Origin of the sequence: Fulvivirga maritima (assembly GCF_021389955.1) — a bacterium.
Lineage (GTDB): Bacteria > Bacteroidota > Bacteroidia > Cytophagales > Cyclobacteriaceae > Fulvivirga > Fulvivirga maritima.
In genome coordinates this window covers 3,950,119-3,969,432 of sequence record NZ_CP089980.1, presented here as the reverse complement: position 1 = coordinate 3,969,432, position 19,314 = coordinate 3,950,119, and the positions used below count along the sequence as shown (strand labels likewise).

At 37.5% G+C, this 19,314-nt stretch carries 20 protein-coding genes; 12 read left to right on the top strand and 8 right to left on the bottom strand.

Annotation, left to right across the window (positions count from 1 at the left end):
• Positions 1-53: 53 nt before the first annotated feature.
• The 4 genes from LVD15_RS16825 to LVD15_RS16810 are packed head-to-tail and all read right to left on the bottom strand — an operon-like array spanning position 54 to position 3,284.
• The gene (locus LVD15_RS16825; RefSeq protein WP_233776385.1) at positions 54-1,238 is read right to left on the bottom strand and encodes a hypothetical protein; all 1,185 of its coding nucleotides are present in this window, start codon (positions 1,236-1,238) and stop codon (positions 54-56) included.
• Complete coding sequence (locus tag LVD15_RS16820) at positions 1,239-2,153, bottom strand: DUF4097 family beta strand repeat-containing protein (protein WP_233776384.1); 915 nt, start codon at positions 2,151-2,153, stop codon at positions 1,239-1,241.
• Positions 2,150-2,758 (bottom strand): hypothetical protein, encoded by a 609-nt coding sequence (locus LVD15_RS16815; RefSeq protein ID WP_233776383.1) that lies wholly within the window; start codon positions 2,756-2,758, stop codon positions 2,150-2,152. The genes LVD15_RS16820 and LVD15_RS16815 overlap by 4 nt, the downstream gene beginning before the upstream one ends.
• Positions 2,745-3,284, bottom strand: coding sequence for an RNA polymerase sigma factor (locus tag LVD15_RS16810; RefSeq protein WP_233776382.1), 540 nt, complete (start codon positions 3,282-3,284; stop codon positions 2,745-2,747). The genes LVD15_RS16815 and LVD15_RS16810 overlap by 14 nt, the downstream gene beginning before the upstream one ends.
• A 202-nt stretch (positions 3,285-3,486) precedes the next feature.
• On the opposite strand from LVD15_RS16810, the gene LVD15_RS16805 reads away from it, so the two are divergent.
• A complete protein-coding gene (locus LVD15_RS16805) occupies positions 3,487-3,972 on the top strand; it encodes a gluconokinase (protein WP_233776381.1) in 486 nt (161 codons plus the stop codon).
• 4 nt (positions 3,973-3,976) lie between these two features.
• Here the strand turns inward: LVD15_RS16805 and LVD15_RS16800 are convergent, their stop codons facing one another.
• Entirely contained in the window at positions 3,977-4,873 is an 897-nt protein-coding gene (locus tag LVD15_RS16800) for a LysR family transcriptional regulator (RefSeq protein WP_233776380.1), read from the bottom strand.
• A 242-nt stretch (positions 4,874-5,115) separates the two neighbouring features.
• On the opposite strand from LVD15_RS16800, the gene LVD15_RS16795 reads away from it, so the two are divergent.
• The 7 genes from LVD15_RS16795 (at position 5,116) to LVD15_RS16765 (ending at position 9,865) form a co-directional block, all read left to right on the top strand.
• Positions 5,116-6,042, top strand: a complete 927-nt coding sequence (locus tag LVD15_RS16795; protein WP_233776379.1) for a DMT family transporter — start codon at positions 5,116-5,118, stop codon at positions 6,040-6,042.
• Between the two features lie 63 nt (positions 6,043-6,105).
• On the top strand, positions 6,106-6,675 hold the full coding sequence (locus tag LVD15_RS16790) for an RNA polymerase sigma factor (protein WP_233776378.1): 570 nt from the start codon (positions 6,106-6,108) through the stop codon (positions 6,673-6,675).
• Positions 6,676-6,678: 3 nt separating this feature from the next.
• Positions 6,679-7,206, top strand: a complete 528-nt coding sequence (locus LVD15_RS16785; protein ID WP_233776377.1) for a hypothetical protein — start codon at positions 6,679-6,681, stop codon at positions 7,204-7,206.
• Positions 7,145-7,477 (top strand): hypothetical protein, encoded by a 333-nt coding sequence (locus LVD15_RS16780; RefSeq protein WP_233776376.1) that lies wholly within the window; start codon positions 7,145-7,147, stop codon positions 7,475-7,477. Before LVD15_RS16785 ends, LVD15_RS16780 begins: the two co-directional genes overlap by 62 nt.
• Positions 7,461-8,513, top strand: a complete 1,053-nt coding sequence (locus LVD15_RS16775; RefSeq protein WP_233776375.1) for a hypothetical protein — start codon at positions 7,461-7,463, stop codon at positions 8,511-8,513. The genes LVD15_RS16780 and LVD15_RS16775 overlap by 17 nt, the downstream gene beginning before the upstream one ends.
• Before the next feature lie 85 nt (positions 8,514-8,598).
• On the top strand, positions 8,599-9,345 hold the full coding sequence (locus LVD15_RS16770; protein WP_233776374.1) for a hypothetical protein: 747 nt from the start codon (positions 8,599-8,601) through the stop codon (positions 9,343-9,345).
• Positions 9,346-9,487: 142 nt separating this feature from the next.
• Positions 9,488-9,865: a DoxX family membrane protein gene (locus tag LVD15_RS16765; RefSeq protein WP_233776373.1), complete on the top strand. Its 378-nt coding sequence runs from the start codon at positions 9,488-9,490 to the stop codon at positions 9,863-9,865.
• Positions 9,866-9,921: 56 nt separating this feature from the next.
• Here LVD15_RS16765 and LVD15_RS16760 read toward each other — a convergent pair whose 3' ends face one another.
• Positions 9,922-10,791: a sigma-70 family RNA polymerase sigma factor gene (locus LVD15_RS16760; RefSeq protein WP_202242854.1), complete on the bottom strand. Its 870-nt coding sequence runs from the start codon at positions 10,789-10,791 to the stop codon at positions 9,922-9,924.
• 266 nt (positions 10,792-11,057) lie between these two features.
• On the opposite strand from LVD15_RS16760, the gene LVD15_RS16755 reads away from it, so the two are divergent.
• From LVD15_RS16755 to LVD15_RS16740, 4 genes are all read left to right on the top strand, one after another.
• Positions 11,058-12,008: a tetratricopeptide repeat protein gene (locus tag LVD15_RS16755; RefSeq protein ID WP_233776372.1), complete on the top strand. Its 951-nt coding sequence runs from the start codon at positions 11,058-11,060 to the stop codon at positions 12,006-12,008.
• Positions 12,009-12,329: 321 nt separating this feature from the next.
• Positions 12,330-13,616: a citrate synthase gene (locus LVD15_RS16750; RefSeq protein ID WP_233776371.1), complete on the top strand. Its 1,287-nt coding sequence runs from the start codon at positions 12,330-12,332 to the stop codon at positions 13,614-13,616.
• 79 nt (positions 13,617-13,695) lie between these two features.
• Complete coding sequence (locus LVD15_RS16745; protein WP_233776370.1) at positions 13,696-13,953, top strand: acyl-CoA-binding protein; 258 nt, start codon at positions 13,696-13,698, stop codon at positions 13,951-13,953.
• Positions 13,954-14,652, top strand: coding sequence for a 16S rRNA (uracil(1498)-N(3))-methyltransferase (locus tag LVD15_RS16740; protein ID WP_233776369.1), 699 nt, complete (start codon positions 13,954-13,956; stop codon positions 14,650-14,652). It abuts the gene before it with no gap.
• Positions 14,653-14,658: 6 nt separating this feature from the next.
• Here LVD15_RS16740 and LVD15_RS16735 read toward each other — a convergent pair whose 3' ends face one another.
• Both LVD15_RS16735 and LVD15_RS16730 read right to left on the bottom strand, forming a co-directional pair.
• Complete coding sequence (locus tag LVD15_RS16735) at positions 14,659-17,913, bottom strand: T9SS type A sorting domain-containing protein (protein WP_233776368.1); 3,255 nt, start codon at positions 17,911-17,913, stop codon at positions 14,659-14,661.
• Between the two features lie 24 nt (positions 17,914-17,937).
• A complete protein-coding gene (locus tag LVD15_RS16730) occupies positions 17,938-19,257 on the bottom strand; it encodes an IS1380 family transposase (protein ID WP_233776077.1) in 1,320 nt (439 codons plus the stop codon).
• Positions 19,258-19,314: the final 57 nt, after the last annotated feature.

The window sequence follows — 19,314 nt, the reverse complement described above, 5'->3', positions numbered from 1 at the left end:
CATACGGCTCATGTAGCGGCTTTTATTATAGCACTACGTGAGCCGCTAATATATTATAGCTTTAATCCGATGGTTAAATTATCATCTATATCAATATTCCCATCTTGCACACTTATCTCAAAATTAAAATCTATATAACCCATCTTTCCTAGTGTTCTTTGCATTCCCCAATGAACCCCTAAATAAGGTTCCGGATCACCAAAATAGCTTCCTCCAGTATCAAATAGTTCTCTAGCCGCCAATCCAACATAAGCGCCTGAAAAATTATTCCCATTACGACCCTGCTTCATTTTCTTCATTAGATTGTAATAATAGCGAATGCCCAAATCATAAGATATAGATACTTTTCTCCCACGCCAATAATCATTCCCATTCAAATTAACTCTATGCGTTATATTAGCTGCCGCCAGCACAGAAAGTGGAGGAAGTATTTTCTGCTCAACGGCAACATTATTGGACATGCTATATTCAATATCATTTAAAGAAATATAATTTAAGCCTACTTTAAACATCGTCTTTTCTTCCTTTTGCTCAATAAATTTCTGATTAGCGAAGTCTTTACTATAACGCTCAATCAGTTCCTCCTCACGTACTTTATTACCAATAGCAAGCCCTAACTTTACTTGCGCATCAAAATCCCACCTACTAGGTGTTATCGATTGAGATGCTCCAAAACTCATTGCTCTGGAACCTGGAGTATAGGAAGGCCCTACCCTTAACTCTAAATACCCATATCTCCCCAACCTTTTCTGAAGCCCCCAGTACAGACTGTAAGTGGTCAGTTTAGTATTATCATTATCAGGATATGTACGTGGCGTACTGGTGAGCTGATGAGAAACCTGAGCTGACACAAAAGAACCTACTAAATTATTAGCCTGTTCATTATTTTTCACCTTTCGCTTTTGATTATAAAAGAATTTATAACCACCATGTAAAGCATAGTATTCAGTTCGCCATGAGGTAAAACCTCCATAAACAGCACTTTTGATTCCTATTTTCCTTTCATACTCTGCAAACATGCCTGTTGTCACCCAATAATCTCCATTCATAAAGCCTACCCTAAACATATGCTTTTCAGGTATAAACTGCCTGTCTATATATTTATACTTCTTTCCTTCTTTAAGGCTTTTGGCACTTACTAGTTCCATACTGTAGTCAACAGCAGTGCTATCAGACTGAGCATGCAAATACGTGAAACCCACAAAAACACTGGCTACTAATAATATAACTTTCTTCATCTATTTTGAGCTTGAAATGGTCTTGATTGAACTAATTTTAATGTCATTGAAGGTAGTATGGATCAAAATATCTCTGTCTGAACGAAAGGTCTGATTAAAGCTCCTTTTCTGAGAGATGGATTTTTTTACCTCTTCTTGATATCTTTCAGGTATTTTAATATTCCCATAAAGGGTGGAGAGATCGTATCTATATTCTTCAAAAGAATCTAAATTGAGGCTCACTTCGCTATTCTTTGCCTCCACCTGCAAAAAGGTTAACCCTTCCTTCCCCTGAAAACTCAATGTTCCGAAATTAGCTTCCAGATAATAAGCTCCTTCTATTCCTGATAACTCTACATTAGATTTTTCGGAAACACATCTCATTTTCACTTTCAGATTTCTAGCCATCAAGTCTCCGTAATAAGTGTTTATTTTCAGTTCACCAGAAAGATCCCCCAACTCTATTTGTCCAAATTTTAGCTGCACATCTAAATAGCCGGATAAGTGAGCAACACTGACTCCTCCATACATATTGGTAATATAAATGCCCATGGTTTTAGGCACCTTTAATTCATACACTACAGAAAGATCACTGGATATAGCCGTGCGGTTATCCTTTGAATAAAAAACATTGCTAACTATATAAGCATCTTCCTTTTTAGTTATTTGATACTTTATAAACTGCAGATCTGATTCGGCATCTTCTTTTGACTTATTTTTAGCCACTAGCTTAATGGTCAATTTCACACTATTCCCAGACCAACCCACCACATTAATATCTGCCTTTTCAGAATTAATCTTCATTTTCTTTACTTCATCCTGCTTGAGCTCCCGCTCTATAGTTTTAGTTACTACATGCACCAGCTTCTGCTGTGAGAAGAGCATTGTACATGAAAGCAGAATTAGCATTAGTATTCCTAGTATTCTTGACATCATGATGTGATTATTGAAATAATTTTTCTGGTTACATCAGCCTTTAAAAGCTGAACTCTTCCTTTTGCCTTAAGCAGATATGGATTTTTTTCATTTGCCTCGAGCATATGATCTAATTGCTCCATTTCCTGATCGAGGTCTGATAATTGAGACTTCAAGGCCTTATATTCAGGATTATTACAGACCTCTGTTTGCAATGCACAGACCTGCTTTATGAATTTTTCCGCTTCAACATCTGAAGCCATATTATCCATTTCCTGTTCTTCAACTACCACTTCAGCATAGGTGACTTCATATTTCACTTCCGCGAAATAACCCCAGTAAACAAAAAGGCTGAAAAGCAGTGTAGCCGCTACAGCAATAGCATACATTAATATCCTGCGCTTACCCTCTCCTTTATTAGGATTATCTGCCTGCAAGTGCATTTCTAATGACTTCCAAACATCCTCTTTAAATTCATGATGATCTTCCCACTCTAATAAGCTTTCACCCACCGCATCTTCAAAATCCAGAGTTCCCCTTAGTTTTTCCCATGAATTAGCAGGAGGATCTTTCTCCGGCAAATTCTCTAAAGACCTCAATAGCTTGTTATTATTATATTCGGTCATACTGATACTCCTTTAATTTTTTCTGTAAAATTTTCTTAGCGTTCCATAGCTGAGATTTCGACGTTCCTTCCGATATCTCCAGCATTTCCGCTATTTCCCGGTGCTTATAACCCTCCTTTTCTGACAAAAGAAAGACAGCTCTATATCCGTCTGGCAACGACTGTATGGCCTTTTCTAAGTCCTGTACAGTAAAATGATCACTCCACTCTATAACCTGATCATGTTTTTCTAATTCGAAGCTTTCAAAAAAGCCTTCCTTTTTTACCTTCCGTAATGTAGTGCGCACTATTATGGTTTTTATCCAGGCTCCCAGCGCTGACTCCGCCCGAAAACTTTTGATGTTTTTAAACACTTCCATAAATCCTTCCTGAAGTATATCATTAGCCAGCTCGTAGTCATTAGAAATTCTATAAGCCACATTAAACATGGCCTTAGCATATTTATCAAACAGTAGCTTTTGGCCAGACCGGTTGTTTTTCCGGCACATCCTGATGATCTCTTCTTCTGTTTTCTTTTTGTCAGACATTTAAATTATAAGCTGTTTAATATAAAGTGGAGCATCTCACGAAAATCGTTGTATGACTTATCATATTTATTTTTAAATCTTTAAAATAGAATAAAAGAAAGGGAGATTTAAACAAAGCAGCACATCAACCCAAAAGAATGGCTTCAAAAAACATTTAACTACCTATCTTTAAGGGCACTAATTGTTAAATAAAAATTCGAGTATGGTAATCATAATTATGGGTGTAACGGCAAGCGGCAAGACAACTATAGCAAAAGCCCTAAGTGAAAAAACAAACATACCCTACTATGATGCGGACCAGTACCACTCTGAAGCTAATATCCTTAAAATGTCAGATGGCATACCTTTAACTGATGAAGACCGAAAAGAATGGTTAGAGAGTTTATCAGTAGAAATTGCAAAATGGCAGCAAAATGAAGGAGCAATACTGGCTTGCAGTGCTCTTAAAAAAACCTATCGACAAAAGCTACAGTCTAAATCTGAGCTTCCTATCCAATGGATTTACCTAAAAGTGCCACAAGAAATTATACAAGAAAGAATAGAAGCCAGAAAAAATCATTTTATGAATAAAAGCTTAGTGGCCTCTCAATTTGCCATATTGGAGCCACCAGAAAATGGTTATACTGTAGATGGCACCAACTCTACTGAAAAGATTATAGAGGAGATTACTAATAAAATAAAAAGCTAAAAGCCTAGTTACACAGACCTACTAAGTGGCACCTCAAGTGCCCAATAAAATTCTCTATATACTGAGGCTGCTCTGTTTGCTTTAAAGTAGCAGCATACCAGGTTCTAAATAGGCCCTTTTTAGTTACGGGCACAGCCACAAGTTTTTCATCTCGCAGATAAGGATCTAAAATCCATTTGGCAGCTACTTTTATTCCCATACCCGCCTTAACCATTTCTATAGCAGCCTCCGTAACCTGAATAGGAATTACTCCTTTGGGCTGAACATCTTCTGGTATAAGCACTCTGCTAAACAGTGTTACTGATTCTAAAGGTAAAGAATGTATAATCAGCTTTTCATTTTCAAAATCATGAGGCTCTACATACTTTTTCTTAGCAAAAGGATGAGTTTTAGGCATTAAAGCTAATAGCTCATCCATAAAAAGCTCTGTTAATTTTAAATTAGGATTATTCACTTCTCCACTCACTATGGCCAAATCAAGCTTTCCGTTAAGCAACTGCTCCGTACGCTCACCGTTCGGGTCTGGCGATATTTCTATATCTACATTAGGAAATTCCTTCTGAAAATCTACCATTAAGCCTGGCAGCCAATGATAGGTGGTATAACATTCTGTACCTACTCTCAACGTGCCTTTATCGCCACCTACATATTTTTTAACCGCCAATTCGGCCTGCTCCAACTCATTAAGGATACGCTCAGCCGATTCCAACAATATTTTCCCGGCGCCAGTAAGCACCAATTTCTTATTTACTCTATGAAACAATGGTGCTCCAAGCTTAGTCTCCACCTCTTTCAGCTGATGGCTCAGTGCTGACTGAGAAAGAAACAAGCCTTCTTTAGCCTTGGTGAGACTTCCCTTTTCTGCTACCTCTTTGATCAGGCGTAAATGACGAACCTCCATATGTATTAATGATTTTCATATAAAGATAGAATTTTATTCATCGTATTCATAGAACGTCCTCTTACCTACCTCGTTAAATTGCCCATATCAAAACTCAAAATTATGCAAACCATATCAGCACCCACTCCTAAAGTAAACGTGATTTCAAATAACAAAAAGAAGAAATCTCCTAATTCATTTGATCTATATGATTATCTGAAAAACATAAAAAGTTACAATATTGCACTAGCCCTATTCAACAAATGAAAGCATCATCAAAAAACTTAATCTTACTGTTTATATTGGCCTCACTTTGGGGCCCTTCTTTCCTTTTTATTAAAATAGCCGTTAAGGAAATGAGCCCTGTTCATGTAGCTACTTTCAGAATTTTTATTGCTGCCATAGCGTTGAACTTATTTCTGCAAATAGCGGGTACACCTTTTAAAAAGAGCCTAAAGTTTTGGCGAGATATTACCATTTCAGGCATATTCTCTTTGTCTTTACCTTTTATGCTCATATCATGGGCCGAAACACATATTGACAGCGCCTTAGCTTCTATTCTCAATGGTCTTACCCCATTATTTACCATTATCATGGCTAATTTCTTAATAGCAGATGATAAAATGACCAAACATAAACTAATAGGAACACTCTTAGGCTTTGTTGGGCTTTTCACCCTTATTTCACCTCATTTTTCTAGCCATATGAGCAGTTCTTTCCTGGGGATAATAGCCGTAGTATTGGCAGCCGTTAGCTATGGTATAGGTATGGTTTATTCCAGAATGAAGCTTAGAAACGTACCTCCGTTACACGCACCGGCGGCTCAGCTATTAGTCGCTTCAGCTTACATGCTACCCTTGTGTATTTCTACGGTTGGCTTACCTCATTTCAGCGAGCTTTCAGGCTCCTCTATTTCCTCAATACTCGCACTTGCCTTGCTTGGAACCGCCGTGGCCTATGTAATCTTTTTTAAAATAATAGAAAGTGCAAGTGCATCTTACCTCTCTTATGTCACCTACCTAATTCCTATTTATGGAATAGCACTTGGCGTTATTTTTCTTAAAGAAAGCATCTCATCAGAGAGCATAATTGGTGCATTAATTATTCTCATAGGCTTAATGATCGCTAACAAAACAATCAAAATTCCTTTCAAAAAGAAGCAATTAAACAACTCTGCGATAAAAAACTGAATTTTATTTTCGTTCCATGCAACCTTTGGCGAAATATTCGCATCTTCCTGCTGAGAACGCAAAATGAAACTGAAAATACATCGGTCAGAAGAAGATACTTTAATCCGGCAATGTAAAAAGCAGGATAACCAGGCACAGAAAGAAGTGTATGAAAAATATGCCTCTACTATGCTGGGTATCTGTGTTCGTTATATTAAAGAGCCCGGTCAAGCCGAAGATGTAATGATCAATGGCTTTGTTAAAGTATTTGAAAAGATCGATCAGTTTAAAGGAGATGGCAGTTTCGAAGGTTGGATCAGACGCATTATGGTTAATGATTCGCTAACCTACCTCAGGCAAAATAAGAGCATGTACCTGGAGGTAGACATAGAAAAGGCAGATCTGGAGCCTGATTATTCTTCGCTGGATAATCAATTAGAAGCAGAAGATTTGCTCACTATGATTCAACAACTGCCAACAGGTTACCGAACGGTATTTAACCTGTACGCTGTAGAAGGGTTTTCGCATCGGGAGATAGCAGAGCAACTGGGCATAAGTGAAAACACTTCTAAATCACAATTGAGCCGAGCCCGGGCTTTATTGCAAAAGCAATTATTAGCCACTGAGCAGAACATGAAAAATAAATTTAATTAAGCTATGAGTGATCAACAGCTAGATAAATTATTCAAAAGCAAACTAGAGGACATTAAAAAAGAACCCTCTTCTGACGCTTGGAATAAGCTTAATTCTAAAATTCAGCAAAAAAAGAGCAGAGGAGCCTGGTTTTATATAAGAATAGCTGCCTCCATCTTACTTTTAATATCAGTATCTATTTTGATATTGAAAGATGAACGCTTATTCCCTACTTCTGGCAGATTAGCCAATAACAATCACCAGCCTAAAGATAGCGCCATGCAAGCCCCTGATGAGCCAACTGCTAAACCTAAAGACACTGCCAGTGAGGTCTCCATTAATACCATAGAAGAAGATGACTTCAGCAAGCAAAATCATACTGAAGCAGTTAACTCAAAAAAAACAGAATCAACAAAAGAGGTTAAACCAAGTGCCGAAAAAACACAAAAAGAAGCTATAGCTAAACCTCAGCCTGCATTAAAAGAAACTATTGCTCTTTCTGAAGCCAATAAACCTATTACTATCAAAGAAGAAAAAAATTTCTATTCCTGATGCAACCACCGAATCAGAAATAGCATCTACTAAACAAATAGAAGAAAAAGGACAGACCTATACTTTCAACATAGAAGATTTCCAGAAGAAGAAAGAAGAAAGCATAGCCACGGCGTCAGAAGAAAATAACCGTGATGAAGATAAGTCTGCTTTTAAAAAGGTGCTTCAGTTTGCCAAAGACCTAAAAGAAAGTGACGGACTAGGCGAGCTAAGAAAGGCAAAAAATGAACTTTTGTTGATCAATTCTAAAAAAAATGACTACTCAAAATAAAATAACAACAACACTCAAAGCGGTCATGCTAAGCCTGGGAATGCTTTTGGTATTCTCGGGCCTGGCACAAGAAAGAACAGATTCATTGATCATAAATGTAGGTGAAAGTAAAATCATATTTCTGATCAAAGACAAACAAGACCTTAATACCATTCAAAACTATGACTTAAACGCCATATTGAATGAGCTCAGCATGAAGCTAGAAACGGACTCTTCTCAACAACAAACATTGGTAAAAGAAGAAAATGGAGCTAAAACTGTGATTACAGATACCACTATTGTTGTTATAAAAACCACTACTGAGCAAATTGAAAGCGACGAGAATAACGAATGGGAAGAGGAAGATAAGCACGAAGAGAGCGAAAAGACAAAGAGATCAATTCACTATTTTAATATTGAATTAGGAACCAATAATTATTTAAAAAAGGGCAAATTTCCTGATGCTACAGACGAACCCTATACCGTTCGCCCTTGGGGATCTTGGTATGTAGCCATTAACTCGGTGAATAGCACATACATCACTGGGCCCTTGTATCTGGAGTGGGGCCCGGGCGTAAGCTGGTACAACTTCAAATTCCAAAATGATGCTATGCGCATCTATGATCAGGATGAAAGCGTGACATTCATTGAAGATAGCGAATACCCAGATGCCAGTTTTAAAAAAAGTAAGTTAACAGTAGCTTATATTAACTTTTCTATGGTCCCTACTCTCCATTTTGGTCATAGCGATGCAAACCATAAAAACAGATGGCTAACCTTACATGATAGCAAGAACAAAGAGAACTTCAGGATAGGTGCCGGAGGTTATGTAGGATACCGCATTGATAGCTACAGCAAAATAGTATTTGAAGAAGATGGTGATAAAGACAAAAAAAGAAATCATGAAGACTTTCACCTGAACAATTTCCGCTATGGCTTGAGATTTCAGCTCGGCTATAGAGACACCGACTTATTCATTAATTATGATCTAAACAATCTGTTTTCTGAAAACAGAGGACCAGAACTCAATGCGATAAGCTTCGGCATTATTTTTTAACCAATAAATACATATAAACTCATTAAAATTAATCGCTTACTAAGCGAAACAGGAAAACTATATCAAACTCAAAATAACAACAACGATGAAAACTCAAATTTTAAAAATCACGGCTATATTATTATTCGCCATCATATCAGGCACAGCTTGGGCTCAAGATAATAATGAAGAGAAAAAAGAAAGAAAAGCTACCATAAATGACTTCGGTATTGATTTAGGCATCAATAACTACCAGGAAAATGGCAGTGCCCCTTCTGACGACAACGCCCTCTATACTGTAAAACCTTTTGGTAGTTGGTACATAGCCTTAAAAAGTATCAACCACACTCATATCAATGGTTCCTTCTATTTACTTTGGGGCGGAGACATCAGCTGGTATAACTTTAAATTTGATAATGAAGATGCTAGAATGCTCAAAGGTGATGATGGTATATTTTTTATGGAGGAAAGTGATGTGAATAGCAAAAAAAGTAAACTAACCGCTGCTTATGTAAACGCCAGCGTGGTGCCTATGCTAGCCTTTGGCGATAGCAAACCATCTCAAAACTGCCACTGGAAAATTTGGGACGAAAACCAAGGATTCAGAATAGGTGCCGGTATGTATGCGGGGTACAAAATTGGCAGCTATACAAAAGTAGTAACCAAAGAAGATGGTGACAAGGATAAGGATAAAGATCATGACTCCTTTTACTTGAACAATTTCAGATATGGTGTGCGTGTGCAAGCAGGATTCCGAGGTATAGATTTATTCTTTAATTATGACCTTAATGAACTGTTTGCAGATAACAAGGGGCCTCAACTCAATGCTTTTAGTTTCGGTGTCGTTCTCTAAATTATCCGAAACACCCTGGAACCTCTGCTATATGCAGTTAGTTTCAGGGTACTTATAATTAATTCCAAAAATAAATCAACAGCTCCCTATAGCTATATAATTGCACTTTCATTATCTTAATTAAGACTAAACCTTATAAGTAATGAAAGCAAAAATACTCTTTGTAGTATCTCTACTATTTGGCCTTATGTTTATTAACGCCGGCCTTAATAAGTTTTTCAATTACATGCCCATGCCCGAAGATATGCCTGAAGCAGTGGTAAGCACCATGACCGCGATGATGCAAATCAGTTGGTTAATGCCATTAATTGCCATTGCAGAAATAATCGGCGGAATACTTTTTATTATTCCTAAATTAAGAGCTCTTGGAGCACTAGTTATTTTGCCTGTATTAAGCGGCATTCTGCTATTCAATACCGTTACTGATACTTCGGCTTTACCCATTACATTAGTGTTAGTAATTATAGAAGCTTGGGTAATTATTGAAAACAGACACAAGTACTTCGCACTGATAGGATAAAAAAAAAGCTGATCCGGAATCCGAATCAGCTTTCTATAATTTTTTAAAAAGACAAATTAGTTAGCCAGGTAAGGCTTTAATAATTCGTTTTTAGGATTCTTAGATAATTTTCTAAGTGCCTTTTCTTTTATTTGTCTAACTCTTTCACGAGTAAGTCCTAAGTTCTCACCAATATCTTCAAGAGAAAGGCTTGTGTTTTCGCTTAGCCCAAAATATTGGCTAATCACTATTCTCTCTCTTTCAGTAAGTGTAGATAACAGTCTTGTAACCTCTCTTCTTAAAGAATCACTATAAACGATGTTATCAACTTCGTTACTATCTTCATCTTCCATTACATCTAATAAAGAACTACCTTCATCTTCTGAAAACGGCTTATCAATAGAAACTTGTTTTGTTTGAGAGCGAACAGTTGTTCTCACCTCATCGATAGACATATCTAGCAATTCTGCTAATTCTTCATCGGTTGGTTCACGCTCAAATTGTTGCTCCAATAAAGAAGAAGCCTGATCTATTTTAGAAAGAGCACCTATTTTATTAGAAGGTATTCTTACAATTCTTGAGTGCTCAGCCAATGCCTGAATAATTGATTGTCTGATCCACCATACAGCATAAGAAATAAACTTAAATCCCCTCTTTTCATCAAATCTCTTAGCAGCCTTTACCAAACCTAAGTTACCTTCGTTAATAAGATCATTCAAAGGTATTTTATTAGAGTAATGATATTGCTTTGCAACTGAAACCACAAACCTTAAGTTGGCCTTCACCAGCTTTTCTAAAGCAGCCTCATCACCTTCTCTAATCCTCTGCGCTAAATCTACCTCTTCTTCAGGTGTGAGTAACTCATCCTTAGATATTTCATTAAAGTACTTTTCCAGGGTTCTGCTATCCCTGTTGGTAATAGACTGTGTAATCTTAAGTTGTCTCATTCTCCTTAATCCTAATATATTTACGTCCTTTTTTATATACAACCATTAATAACAAATAAATTGTCATTTCGTTCCCATATTCTAATTATTATTTAAATTTAGGGTAGCAGAATACCAAAATAATTTTATATTTTTGCATTCAAAAACCCCCTTCTTACGGGAAACTTCGCATAATACGAATTTTTTGTTAAACAGCTTAGAAATATTTTAATTAAATGCTATTTTAACATTTTATAACAGCTCTCACACCTAAACAGATCTTTACAATGCTTAAGTATTCAGCTTGTAAATGGCATATTATTGCCCTCACATTTCTCCTCACCTTATATAACACACTAAATGCGCAAAATGATATAAATGCACAGCATTTTTTATCAAAAGGCCATCAATTTCTTTCAAATAATTCTGAAATGGCTATCGAAGCTTTTTCACGCAGTATCCAACTCGACTCAAATTTTTCTGAAGCTTTTTACCAGAGAGGCATAGCATACCTGAAGCAAGGAGAATATGAAAATGCTCTCCATGACTTACAACATGCGAATAGATCAGCCTCTATAAACAACTCCTATATATATACTGCTTTTGCCTTCCAGGGAACCGGAAAACTGGACAGTGCTAAAACTTTTTTTTATCGTTATATCTCACAGCATCCTCAGGATACTGCTGCGTATTTCTATGTGCTCACTGGAACGGCTCCTCATGAAACCGGCCATTTCAAACTACAGTCTCTTCCAGACATGAGTATAGAACTACAATCACTACATGAAAAGTTCCAATACTATAGATATTTAAAACTGGACGCCACAGATCACCAGGAACAAGCATTAGCGGCCATTAACGAACTTATCAAATTACGTCCCTCCTTTTTTATGTATTACATATATAAAGGTGATGAGCTTTTTGCTTTGAAGAGGTATGATGAAGCCATATTTATGTACAACATTGCCGCTATGAAAAAGGCTGAAGATGATAGCATATATTTCAAACGAGGCAAAACATATCAACAGCTGGCAAAGTATGACATGGCTATAACTGACTATGAGCATGCTATAGAAATAAATGCTAAAGCAGGCAACTACTATGCTAAGAAGGGAGAATGTCTGAAGCACCTTGGCTATAAAGAAAAGGCTTGTGAAAGTTGGAAGAAAGCAAGTGAATTAGGCTACAAAATGCTGCCAGATGATGAGATAACGAACTGTGATTTATATGACAACTAGCATTTTGTCTTTTTAAGACAAATAAATTTTGTTAAGCTATGTTAAAAAACAGTTCATATACTGATAAAACTCCTTTTTTGTGTAACAAAAGGCAGCCACAAGAGTTTAATACTTGAGAGACTGAAAATCAAGTACATATGATTTGAACTATCGATTGCATAGCTCATAAAAACCTAATTACAACATAAAATTAGGCTATAAGCTGATTTAAAGTCGATTTAAAGCAACAAATAGATAAATTTTGGAGTTTTTATTTAAATCTTTTTTTAATTAATTTCACGGTCTATTTTTCAAAAAAAAGACTATAAACAGAAGATAAATATGTCAAAGACGGCTGAATTAAAAATTGGAAACGATTCCTTTCAGTTGCCTCTTACCGAAGGTACAGAAGGTGAACAGGGAATTGACATTGGAAAGTTAAGAAGCGAAAGTGGAATCATAACCTTAGATAGAGGTTTCAAAAACACAGGTTCTACAAAAAGCGCTATTACCTTTCTCGATGGCGAAAAAGGAATTTTAAGATATAGAGGTTACTCTATTGAAGATTTGGCGGAAAAATCGAGTTTTATTGAAGTAGCTTATCTTCTAATATATGGTGAGCTTCCATCTCAGGAAGAACTTGCAACATTCCAAAACGAAATTAAACATCACACGCTGGTACCTGAAAGCACTAACAAAATACTTGAAGGCTTCCCGGCAAGCGCGCATCCAATGGGCGTTTTATCTTCTTTAGTAACCTCTCTTACAGCTTTCTACCCTGAGTCGTTAAATCCTAACAGATCAGAAGAAGCCATTGACTTAAATATTATCAGGCTATTGGCTAAATTGCCAACCTTCGCAGCATGGGCTTATAAACACCAAATGAGCCACCCTGTAAATTATCCTGACAATAAATTCGGGTATTGCTCTAACTTCTTACAAATGATGTTTAGACTACCTCATGAGAGATATGAAGAAGATCCTGTAATAGCAAATGCTTTAGACAAGTTACTTATTCTGCATGCTGATCATGAGCAAAACTGCTCTACAAGTACTGTAAGAATTGTAGGTAGCTCACATGCCAGCCTGTATTCATCTATCGCTGCTGGTATTAATGCGCTTTGGGGACCTCTTCATGGTGGAGCTAATGCAGCTGTTATCAAAATGTTAGAGAACATTAAAGAAGATGGCGGAGATACCAAAAAATGGATGGCTAAAGCGAAGGATAAAGATGATCCATTCAGACTATTCGGATTCGGCCACAGGGTATATAAAAACTTTGATCCTAGAGCTAAGATAATCAAAAAGGCCGCTGATGATGTATTGAGTAAACTGGGAGTTAACGATCCTGTATTAGAAATTGCTAAAGGTCTTGAAGAGGTAGCTCTTAATGATGATTACTTCGTAGAGAGAAAGCTTTACCCTAACGTAGACTTCTATTCTGGTATTATATACAGAGCATTAGGCATACCTGAAAATATGTTTACAGTAATGTTTGCTCTTGGACGTTTACCAGGATGGATCGCTCAGTGGAAAGAAATGAGAGAAAACGGAGAGCCTATCGGTCGACCAAGACAGATATATGTAGGTGAAAACCTCAGACCTTACGTTGAAGCAGATAAAAGATAAGCCAACGTAAGACAAATAATATTTAAAAAGGGGCTTGTAACAAAGCCTCTTTTTTCGTTTAAACCAAAATCTATACCTCATGAATACCGACTTTCAAAATGCCGTAAAAGCATCTAAAGAACTAACCAAAAGACCTTCTAACGAAGAACTACTTAAACTGTACGCTCTTTACAAACAGGCCTCAGAAGGAGATAATACCGGCGAGCGCCCAGGAGGCTTTGATTTCAAAGCCATAGCCAAGCATGATGCATGGGCAGAGCTAAAAGGCATGTCTTCTGAAGAAGCTGAAAAATCTTATATAGAGCTGGTAAAAGAATTACAAACTAAATACGCTTAAATGCCCCTATTTTATCAACCTGACATAGCCAAAGGAGATCACTTCCTTGATGAAGAAGAATCCAGGCACTGCATAAAGGTGTTAAGACACTCCAATGGTGATCAAATTGAAATTATTGATGGTGCCGGCAATAAGTACACGGCAGTTATCACTAATGCTAATCATAAAAAATGTGAGTTTAGCATTAAGGAAACTTTAAATGAAGCGCCTCCTGCTCATTATATTCATATAGCCATCTCCCCTACTAAAAATATGGATCGCATGGAGTGGTTTATTGAAAAAGTAGTAGAAATAGGCGTTCAAGAGGTGAGCTTTATCCTTAGCCAAAACTCTGAACGAAGGGTGCTGAAGGTTGACAGGTTATTAAAAAAGGCTGTAAGTGCTATTAAGCAGTCTGGCCAATTATACTTACCAAAAATCAATGAGCTTATTCCTTTTGAGGAATTCATCTCTCAACCACTGCAGGAAGAGAAATTCATAGCCTATGTGGATAAGAGCAATGAATCTATATTACACGCATCAGCCTCTAAAAACACTAGCTATTGTGCACTTATAGGCCCTGAAGGCGACTTCAGCAAAGAAGAGCTACAAACTGCCCTTGAAAACAATTTTAAAATGGTCAGCTTAGGGCCTAGTACTTTAAGAACAGAAACCGCAGGACTTACAGCTTGCCATACCCTGAATTTAATCAATTGGTGATGATCTCTACTTATCTGAGATCATCACTTTTTTGTCTATTCTTACCCCTCCTTGCTCTATAGTAATCACATAAATTCCGGAGCTGATTGACTCGGTTATACCAAGTCTAATATCTTCATTCAGTTCGTAATACTGAAAAACCCGCTCATAACACACTCTTCCAAAAAGGTCATACATTTTAACATAAGCAGGCGCTTCAAAACCTGTAATAATCCGTAAATTAAGGTTTTCTGACTTAGCAGGGTTAGGGTAAACCACTACATTAATTTCACTTGCTCTATTATGCAGCTCCAATCTTACTATCTGCGGAGCAATAGTGCTGGTACCATCAAAATCAACCTGTTTTAGCCTGTAATAATTTACACCAAAACCAGGCGTGGCATCTGTATAATTATAAGAAATAGATTCTGCAGAGGTACCGGCTCCTGAAATAATAGTGATCGTTTCAAAGTTGACACCATCAACAGATCTTTGTATTTCAAAATAATCATTATTAGTTTCTGATAGCGTAGTCCAATATAAATGATTCACTAAATCATCATTTTCTCCTGTGAACGACTCTAAAGAAATAGGTAATGGATTGGCCTCATCTCCTGAGCCCAAAGTAAATACATGCTCAGAGAAAGACATTGGAGATGTAGATACAAAAGTTCCAAAAGACTGAGTATGGCCACTACTGAAAGAACCTCCTCCATAGTTATCCCATGATTCTATATTCTCATTCCACATTAACACTTCTAACTCCTCCCTTTCTGAAGATGAAAAAGAAACATCGCTTAGAAGTCCCCAACTGAGTCCTACACTTGCAGTCACCCCTGTAGAAGCAACCGTTCCATCTGATATGACCCAATATTCTGCATTACTCACTATTTTAATTTCAGAATTTGTAGGTTCTAAATTTGTAATTCGGGAATCCCACAGAGGATTTCTTGAGAAATATTCAGCTCCCCAGCTTCTTCCGCCCTCAGAAACGTTGAGCACCCTGGCAGGTCTCCATTCACCACTATTACCTAATGGAAAAGTAAACCCCTGCCCTGCAGAAGAGATCGGCTTGATCACCTTCCCATCTATATAAGAATTCTCATTTCCTGCTGCTGGCGTCACGGTGGTTTCTGCATTAAATGAAACCGAATGACCATTCGTCTCTACCACTCCATCAGTCAAAGTGAGCGTATTACTTATTTGAATATCATTATGAAGCGCTACGCCGCCGCCTCTATTGTCTTTATCTACACTAAGGTTATAGAAGCTTCTTAAGCCTGTAAAGTCTCCATAAATATGATTAGTGTAGTTATATACTGAGCTAGAACTCAGTACTAACTGTGCACTACCAATACCTGCATTAAAACTACCTGAAGAGTACGATAAGTTTCTGTATAAAAGCACTCTATAATTAGTGGAGCCCACGTTAAAATCACCACCATCAATAGTGAGATTACCCACAAAACTAGATCGGCCACTGCTAGCACCACGGAAGCCTCCGCCAGAGATTATGGTATTACCCAATACCGTAAACCTACCTGAGTTCCCGCTTGGAGCACGTACAGTACCGGCTGTAATCAGCATTTCATTATTCACAGTAAACGTTCTTCCATTTACGTAGTTTACTTGTGGGCCATCCACCAAAAAATCTTCGCAAACAGTGATATCATTATTAGGAAATCTCCTTTGTCCACCGCCGGTTAATGACAATTTTCTGACGTTGTTTATACCTCCCAAGATATAATAATTACCACTTCCGGCATACTCTAACTCCCCTCCACTACAAGAGAAAAACTCACTATAATCACCTGCTGGCAACGAAACACTATTACCATTACTGACTAATTTCAACGTACCTGTGCCCGTTATTATGCCCAGTCTATGCCCCAGCGTTTCATCTATTGTAAGAGTAGCGCCTTCTCTAATTTCGGTTTTATATAAATTGATATTATCCAGATTAAAGACTACCTTATCATTAATATCTACTATTAGAATAGCTCCTTGAGGCGCACCTCCTCCTGGTACTAATTGGTCATAAATTTCCTGATTTACATCGCCATCTGTCTGCGAAATATAAGTGGCAATATTATCAGGAATAGCATTATCAATTCCTGCAAAGTAATCACCAGAAATACCTGAATTAGTAATTCCTGCACCTCCGCCATCAAGAGCAAAAGTGATTATGTTAGAAACATGGTTCACCTCTGAGGTAGTGAACTTATTAATATTATTATTCGGATTGTTATCATATAATATTTGAGCTGCCAAATAGTCTTCTTCAGAGTAACCTGCTTCAGCTACGGCAACATCCGCTTCATCATATTGAAATAAAGCTACTCCCTTAAAATTATTAAGATTGTCAGCTCTTAGCGTCCAATAATATTGAAGTACATTATTGATATCTCCTGAAGCGAAATAATCAATACCCTCGTCTATTGCCGGGTGATATTCATTGGCTGGTTTCGCCGTTATACTACCTAGTGAGTTGCCACTATTATAGCCTGATCCTGAAAAATCAAGAGTAACCGGCGTATATTTAGATTCACCTATCGGATAAATAAAGGTAGAATTATAACCTGCCGGAAAAACTTTCCTAACTCCATTATCAGCAAAAGAACTATTGGTTCTTATCATATTAGTCACTGAAAATGGAGTAACAGGAGCAATATCAGCATTTTGACCTACAGTAATTAATGAACTACCGATATTGAATACACCTGACTGCATTCTCAACTGGTTATTAACATTAAAATTATAACCATTACCCTCAGGAATAATTACCCCTTGCGCATTGTTTATCGTAACCACTCCTAAATCACTGGTGCCAGCCATAGTCCGCTGTAACCTTTGTTGATCGCCGCCAAGAAATACAAGTCCATTACCATCACCACTTTGGTGAGTAGCATCTATGATAGCATCTCCATAGAGAGAGATATTGTTACCTGAATCTTGTAATATTCCTTCTTCTAACCTAAACAGATTATTGATGGCAATATCTTCTTCAATGGTAAGAGCACCCGTTCCTTGCTTAGTAAAATCAAAAAAGTTAAATAAGCCAGTACCACTTAAACTTTGCGCTTGTGATGATCTGAAAATGGTAGTATTAGCGGCCGGTATATAAGTTCCGTTATTAACAAAATCAGCTTGCAAGGTTAAATCTATACCATTAGCATTAAGTGAAGCTCCATTTTCAATAAACAAGTCTCCTGATAACACTAAAGGATTGACTCTGATATAAGCTACAGGGGCATTATTGCCACTAATACGCAATCCTGCCAATGGAATATTAGCATTAATCCCGGATTATTCATTAGAATAATCAAAAGGAGGACTAGTAGACGATATGTTCAAGAATATTCCCTCCATCCAGGGTCTTCTTTTGGAGGGTAATGAGATTTTTAGAACCTTTTTATTAGCATGGTTTGCTGTCCAGGCTCCTAATGCAAAGCAATAGGATCTGAGGGTTGATAGGGTTGCTTTTCGATGATGGTTCAACGCAAAATGCCTGAATAAACTCATCAAATTGTAAGCCACCATGATAAAGCGAAAGGAGGCTTCTGTTGCCCAAAAATCTTGTAAACAAAAATTTTCAAGCCCAAAATCTTGTTTCAATTCCTTAATTCTGTTCTCACAATCGGCGCGGGTGTTGTACATGTTCCAAATCTGATCCAGAGGTAAATCCATATTGGTCACATAGCAACTATATCGATAGCCAGGCTGATCTTCAAAAAGTTCCTTGCCTCCTGCATGTGGCCTGATGTCAACTTGCTTTTTTACAATAATGTATCGTCTTGGCTTACCGTTTTCATGACTGAAAACCATCTCGTTCAGCTCTATTCCCTTTGCCAGTTTGACCCAATCTTTAAGCCCCCAAACTTCGCTTTTTACATTGGGGTACATGCGTACAGCCATAATGTAATTGAGGAGTTCTTCATCTAGATATGACATGATTTCTTCGTTGTAAAAACCACTATCGGCCCTTACCAGACCTACTTTTTGTCCTGCCAAGGCGTGCTTAAAGGTTTCTTCCATGAACTCCCTGCAACTACTACTGGCCGCTGTGTTGCCTGGCCTGAGCCATGCATTGGCCACCATTCTGGTTTGACTCACAAAGGCCATCAAGGGGTGATGTGAATTTCTCCCTCTTTTGTTGGGGTTATAACCTTTACTACTCCCTTGTTGATCTCCATATCGAGTGATCACAGTACTATCAAAATCAATGGTGAGTGCTCCTAAACGGAGCTGGTCAAAGAACCATTGTTGAAGCTCTGGAAATACTTCGTTGTTTAGGGATTGAGAGAATTTTCCAAAAAAACGACTGTAGGTACTTTGGCTAGGCATACCATCCCATCCAAAAATTGACTGTAAAACAGTATCATATCTCAACCAGTCACAATGGATGTATCTACTAGCCCCTGTCCAGATACTCAGCCAAAAACTCTCTACGATTTGCTTGGGGTCATACCCTCGGTTAGAACCAGGAGATGGAAGTGCCAGTTCGGCTAATTTTTCTCGTATCCCTACCTGATCGATAAATCGTTTCATTAAACTCATCCCTCCAAAGGGTGTCACTGGCTTGGAGGAATATTCAATGGGTAAAGACCCTATATTTTGAGTAACCATTCTGGTGATTTTTATACCTCATCAAAATCGATCTTTTTACACAATTATCGAAGGATT

Bases quoted from the DNA above. Each gene is read 5' to 3' on its own strand.
- LVD15_RS16825 (WP_233776385.1), bottom strand. From the start codon at position 1,238: ATGAAGAAAGTTATATTATTAGTAGCCAGTGTTTTTGTGGGTTTCACG.
- LVD15_RS16820 (WP_233776384.1), bottom strand. From the start codon at position 2,153: ATGATGTCAAGAATACTAGGAATACTAATGCTAATTCTGCTTTCATGT.
- LVD15_RS16815 (WP_233776383.1), bottom strand. From the start codon at position 2,758: ATGACCGAATATAATAATAACAAGCTATTGAGGTCTTTAGAGAATTTG.
- LVD15_RS16810 (WP_233776382.1), bottom strand. From the start codon at position 3,284: ATGTCTGACAAAAAGAAAACAGAAGAAGAGATCATCAGGATGTGCCGG.
- LVD15_RS16805 (WP_233776381.1), top strand. From the start codon at position 3,487: ATGGTAATCATAATTATGGGTGTAACGGCAAGCGGCAAGACAACTATA.
- LVD15_RS16800 (WP_233776380.1), bottom strand. From the start codon at position 4,873: ATGGAGGTTCGTCATTTACGCCTGATCAAAGAGGTAGCAGAAAAGGGA.
- LVD15_RS16795 (WP_233776379.1), top strand. From the start codon at position 5,116: ATGAAAGCATCATCAAAAAACTTAATCTTACTGTTTATATTGGCCTCA.
- LVD15_RS16790 (WP_233776378.1), top strand. From the start codon at position 6,106: ATGAAACTGAAAATACATCGGTCAGAAGAAGATACTTTAATCCGGCAA.
- LVD15_RS16785 (WP_233776377.1), top strand. From the start codon at position 6,679: ATGAGTGATCAACAGCTAGATAAATTATTCAAAAGCAAACTAGAGGAC.
- LVD15_RS16775 (WP_233776375.1), top strand. From the start codon at position 7,461: ATGACTACTCAAAATAAAATAACAACAACACTCAAAGCGGTCATGCTA.
- LVD15_RS16770 (WP_233776374.1), top strand. From the start codon at position 8,599: ATGAAAACTCAAATTTTAAAAATCACGGCTATATTATTATTCGCCATC.
- LVD15_RS16765 (WP_233776373.1), top strand. From the start codon at position 9,488: ATGAAAGCAAAAATACTCTTTGTAGTATCTCTACTATTTGGCCTTATG.
- LVD15_RS16760 (WP_202242854.1), bottom strand. From the start codon at position 10,791: ATGAGACAACTTAAGATTACACAGTCTATTACCAACAGGGATAGCAGA.
- LVD15_RS16755 (WP_233776372.1), top strand. From the start codon at position 11,058: ATGCTTAAGTATTCAGCTTGTAAATGGCATATTATTGCCCTCACATTT.
- LVD15_RS16750 (WP_233776371.1), top strand. From the start codon at position 12,330: ATGTCAAAGACGGCTGAATTAAAAATTGGAAACGATTCCTTTCAGTTG.
- LVD15_RS16745 (WP_233776370.1), top strand. From the start codon at position 13,696: ATGAATACCGACTTTCAAAATGCCGTAAAAGCATCTAAAGAACTAACC.
- LVD15_RS16740 (WP_233776369.1), top strand. From the start codon at position 13,954: ATGCCCCTATTTTATCAACCTGACATAGCCAAAGGAGATCACTTCCTT.
- LVD15_RS16730 (WP_233776077.1), bottom strand. From the start codon at position 19,257: ATGGTTACTCAAAATATAGGGTCTTTACCCATTGAATATTCCTCCAAG.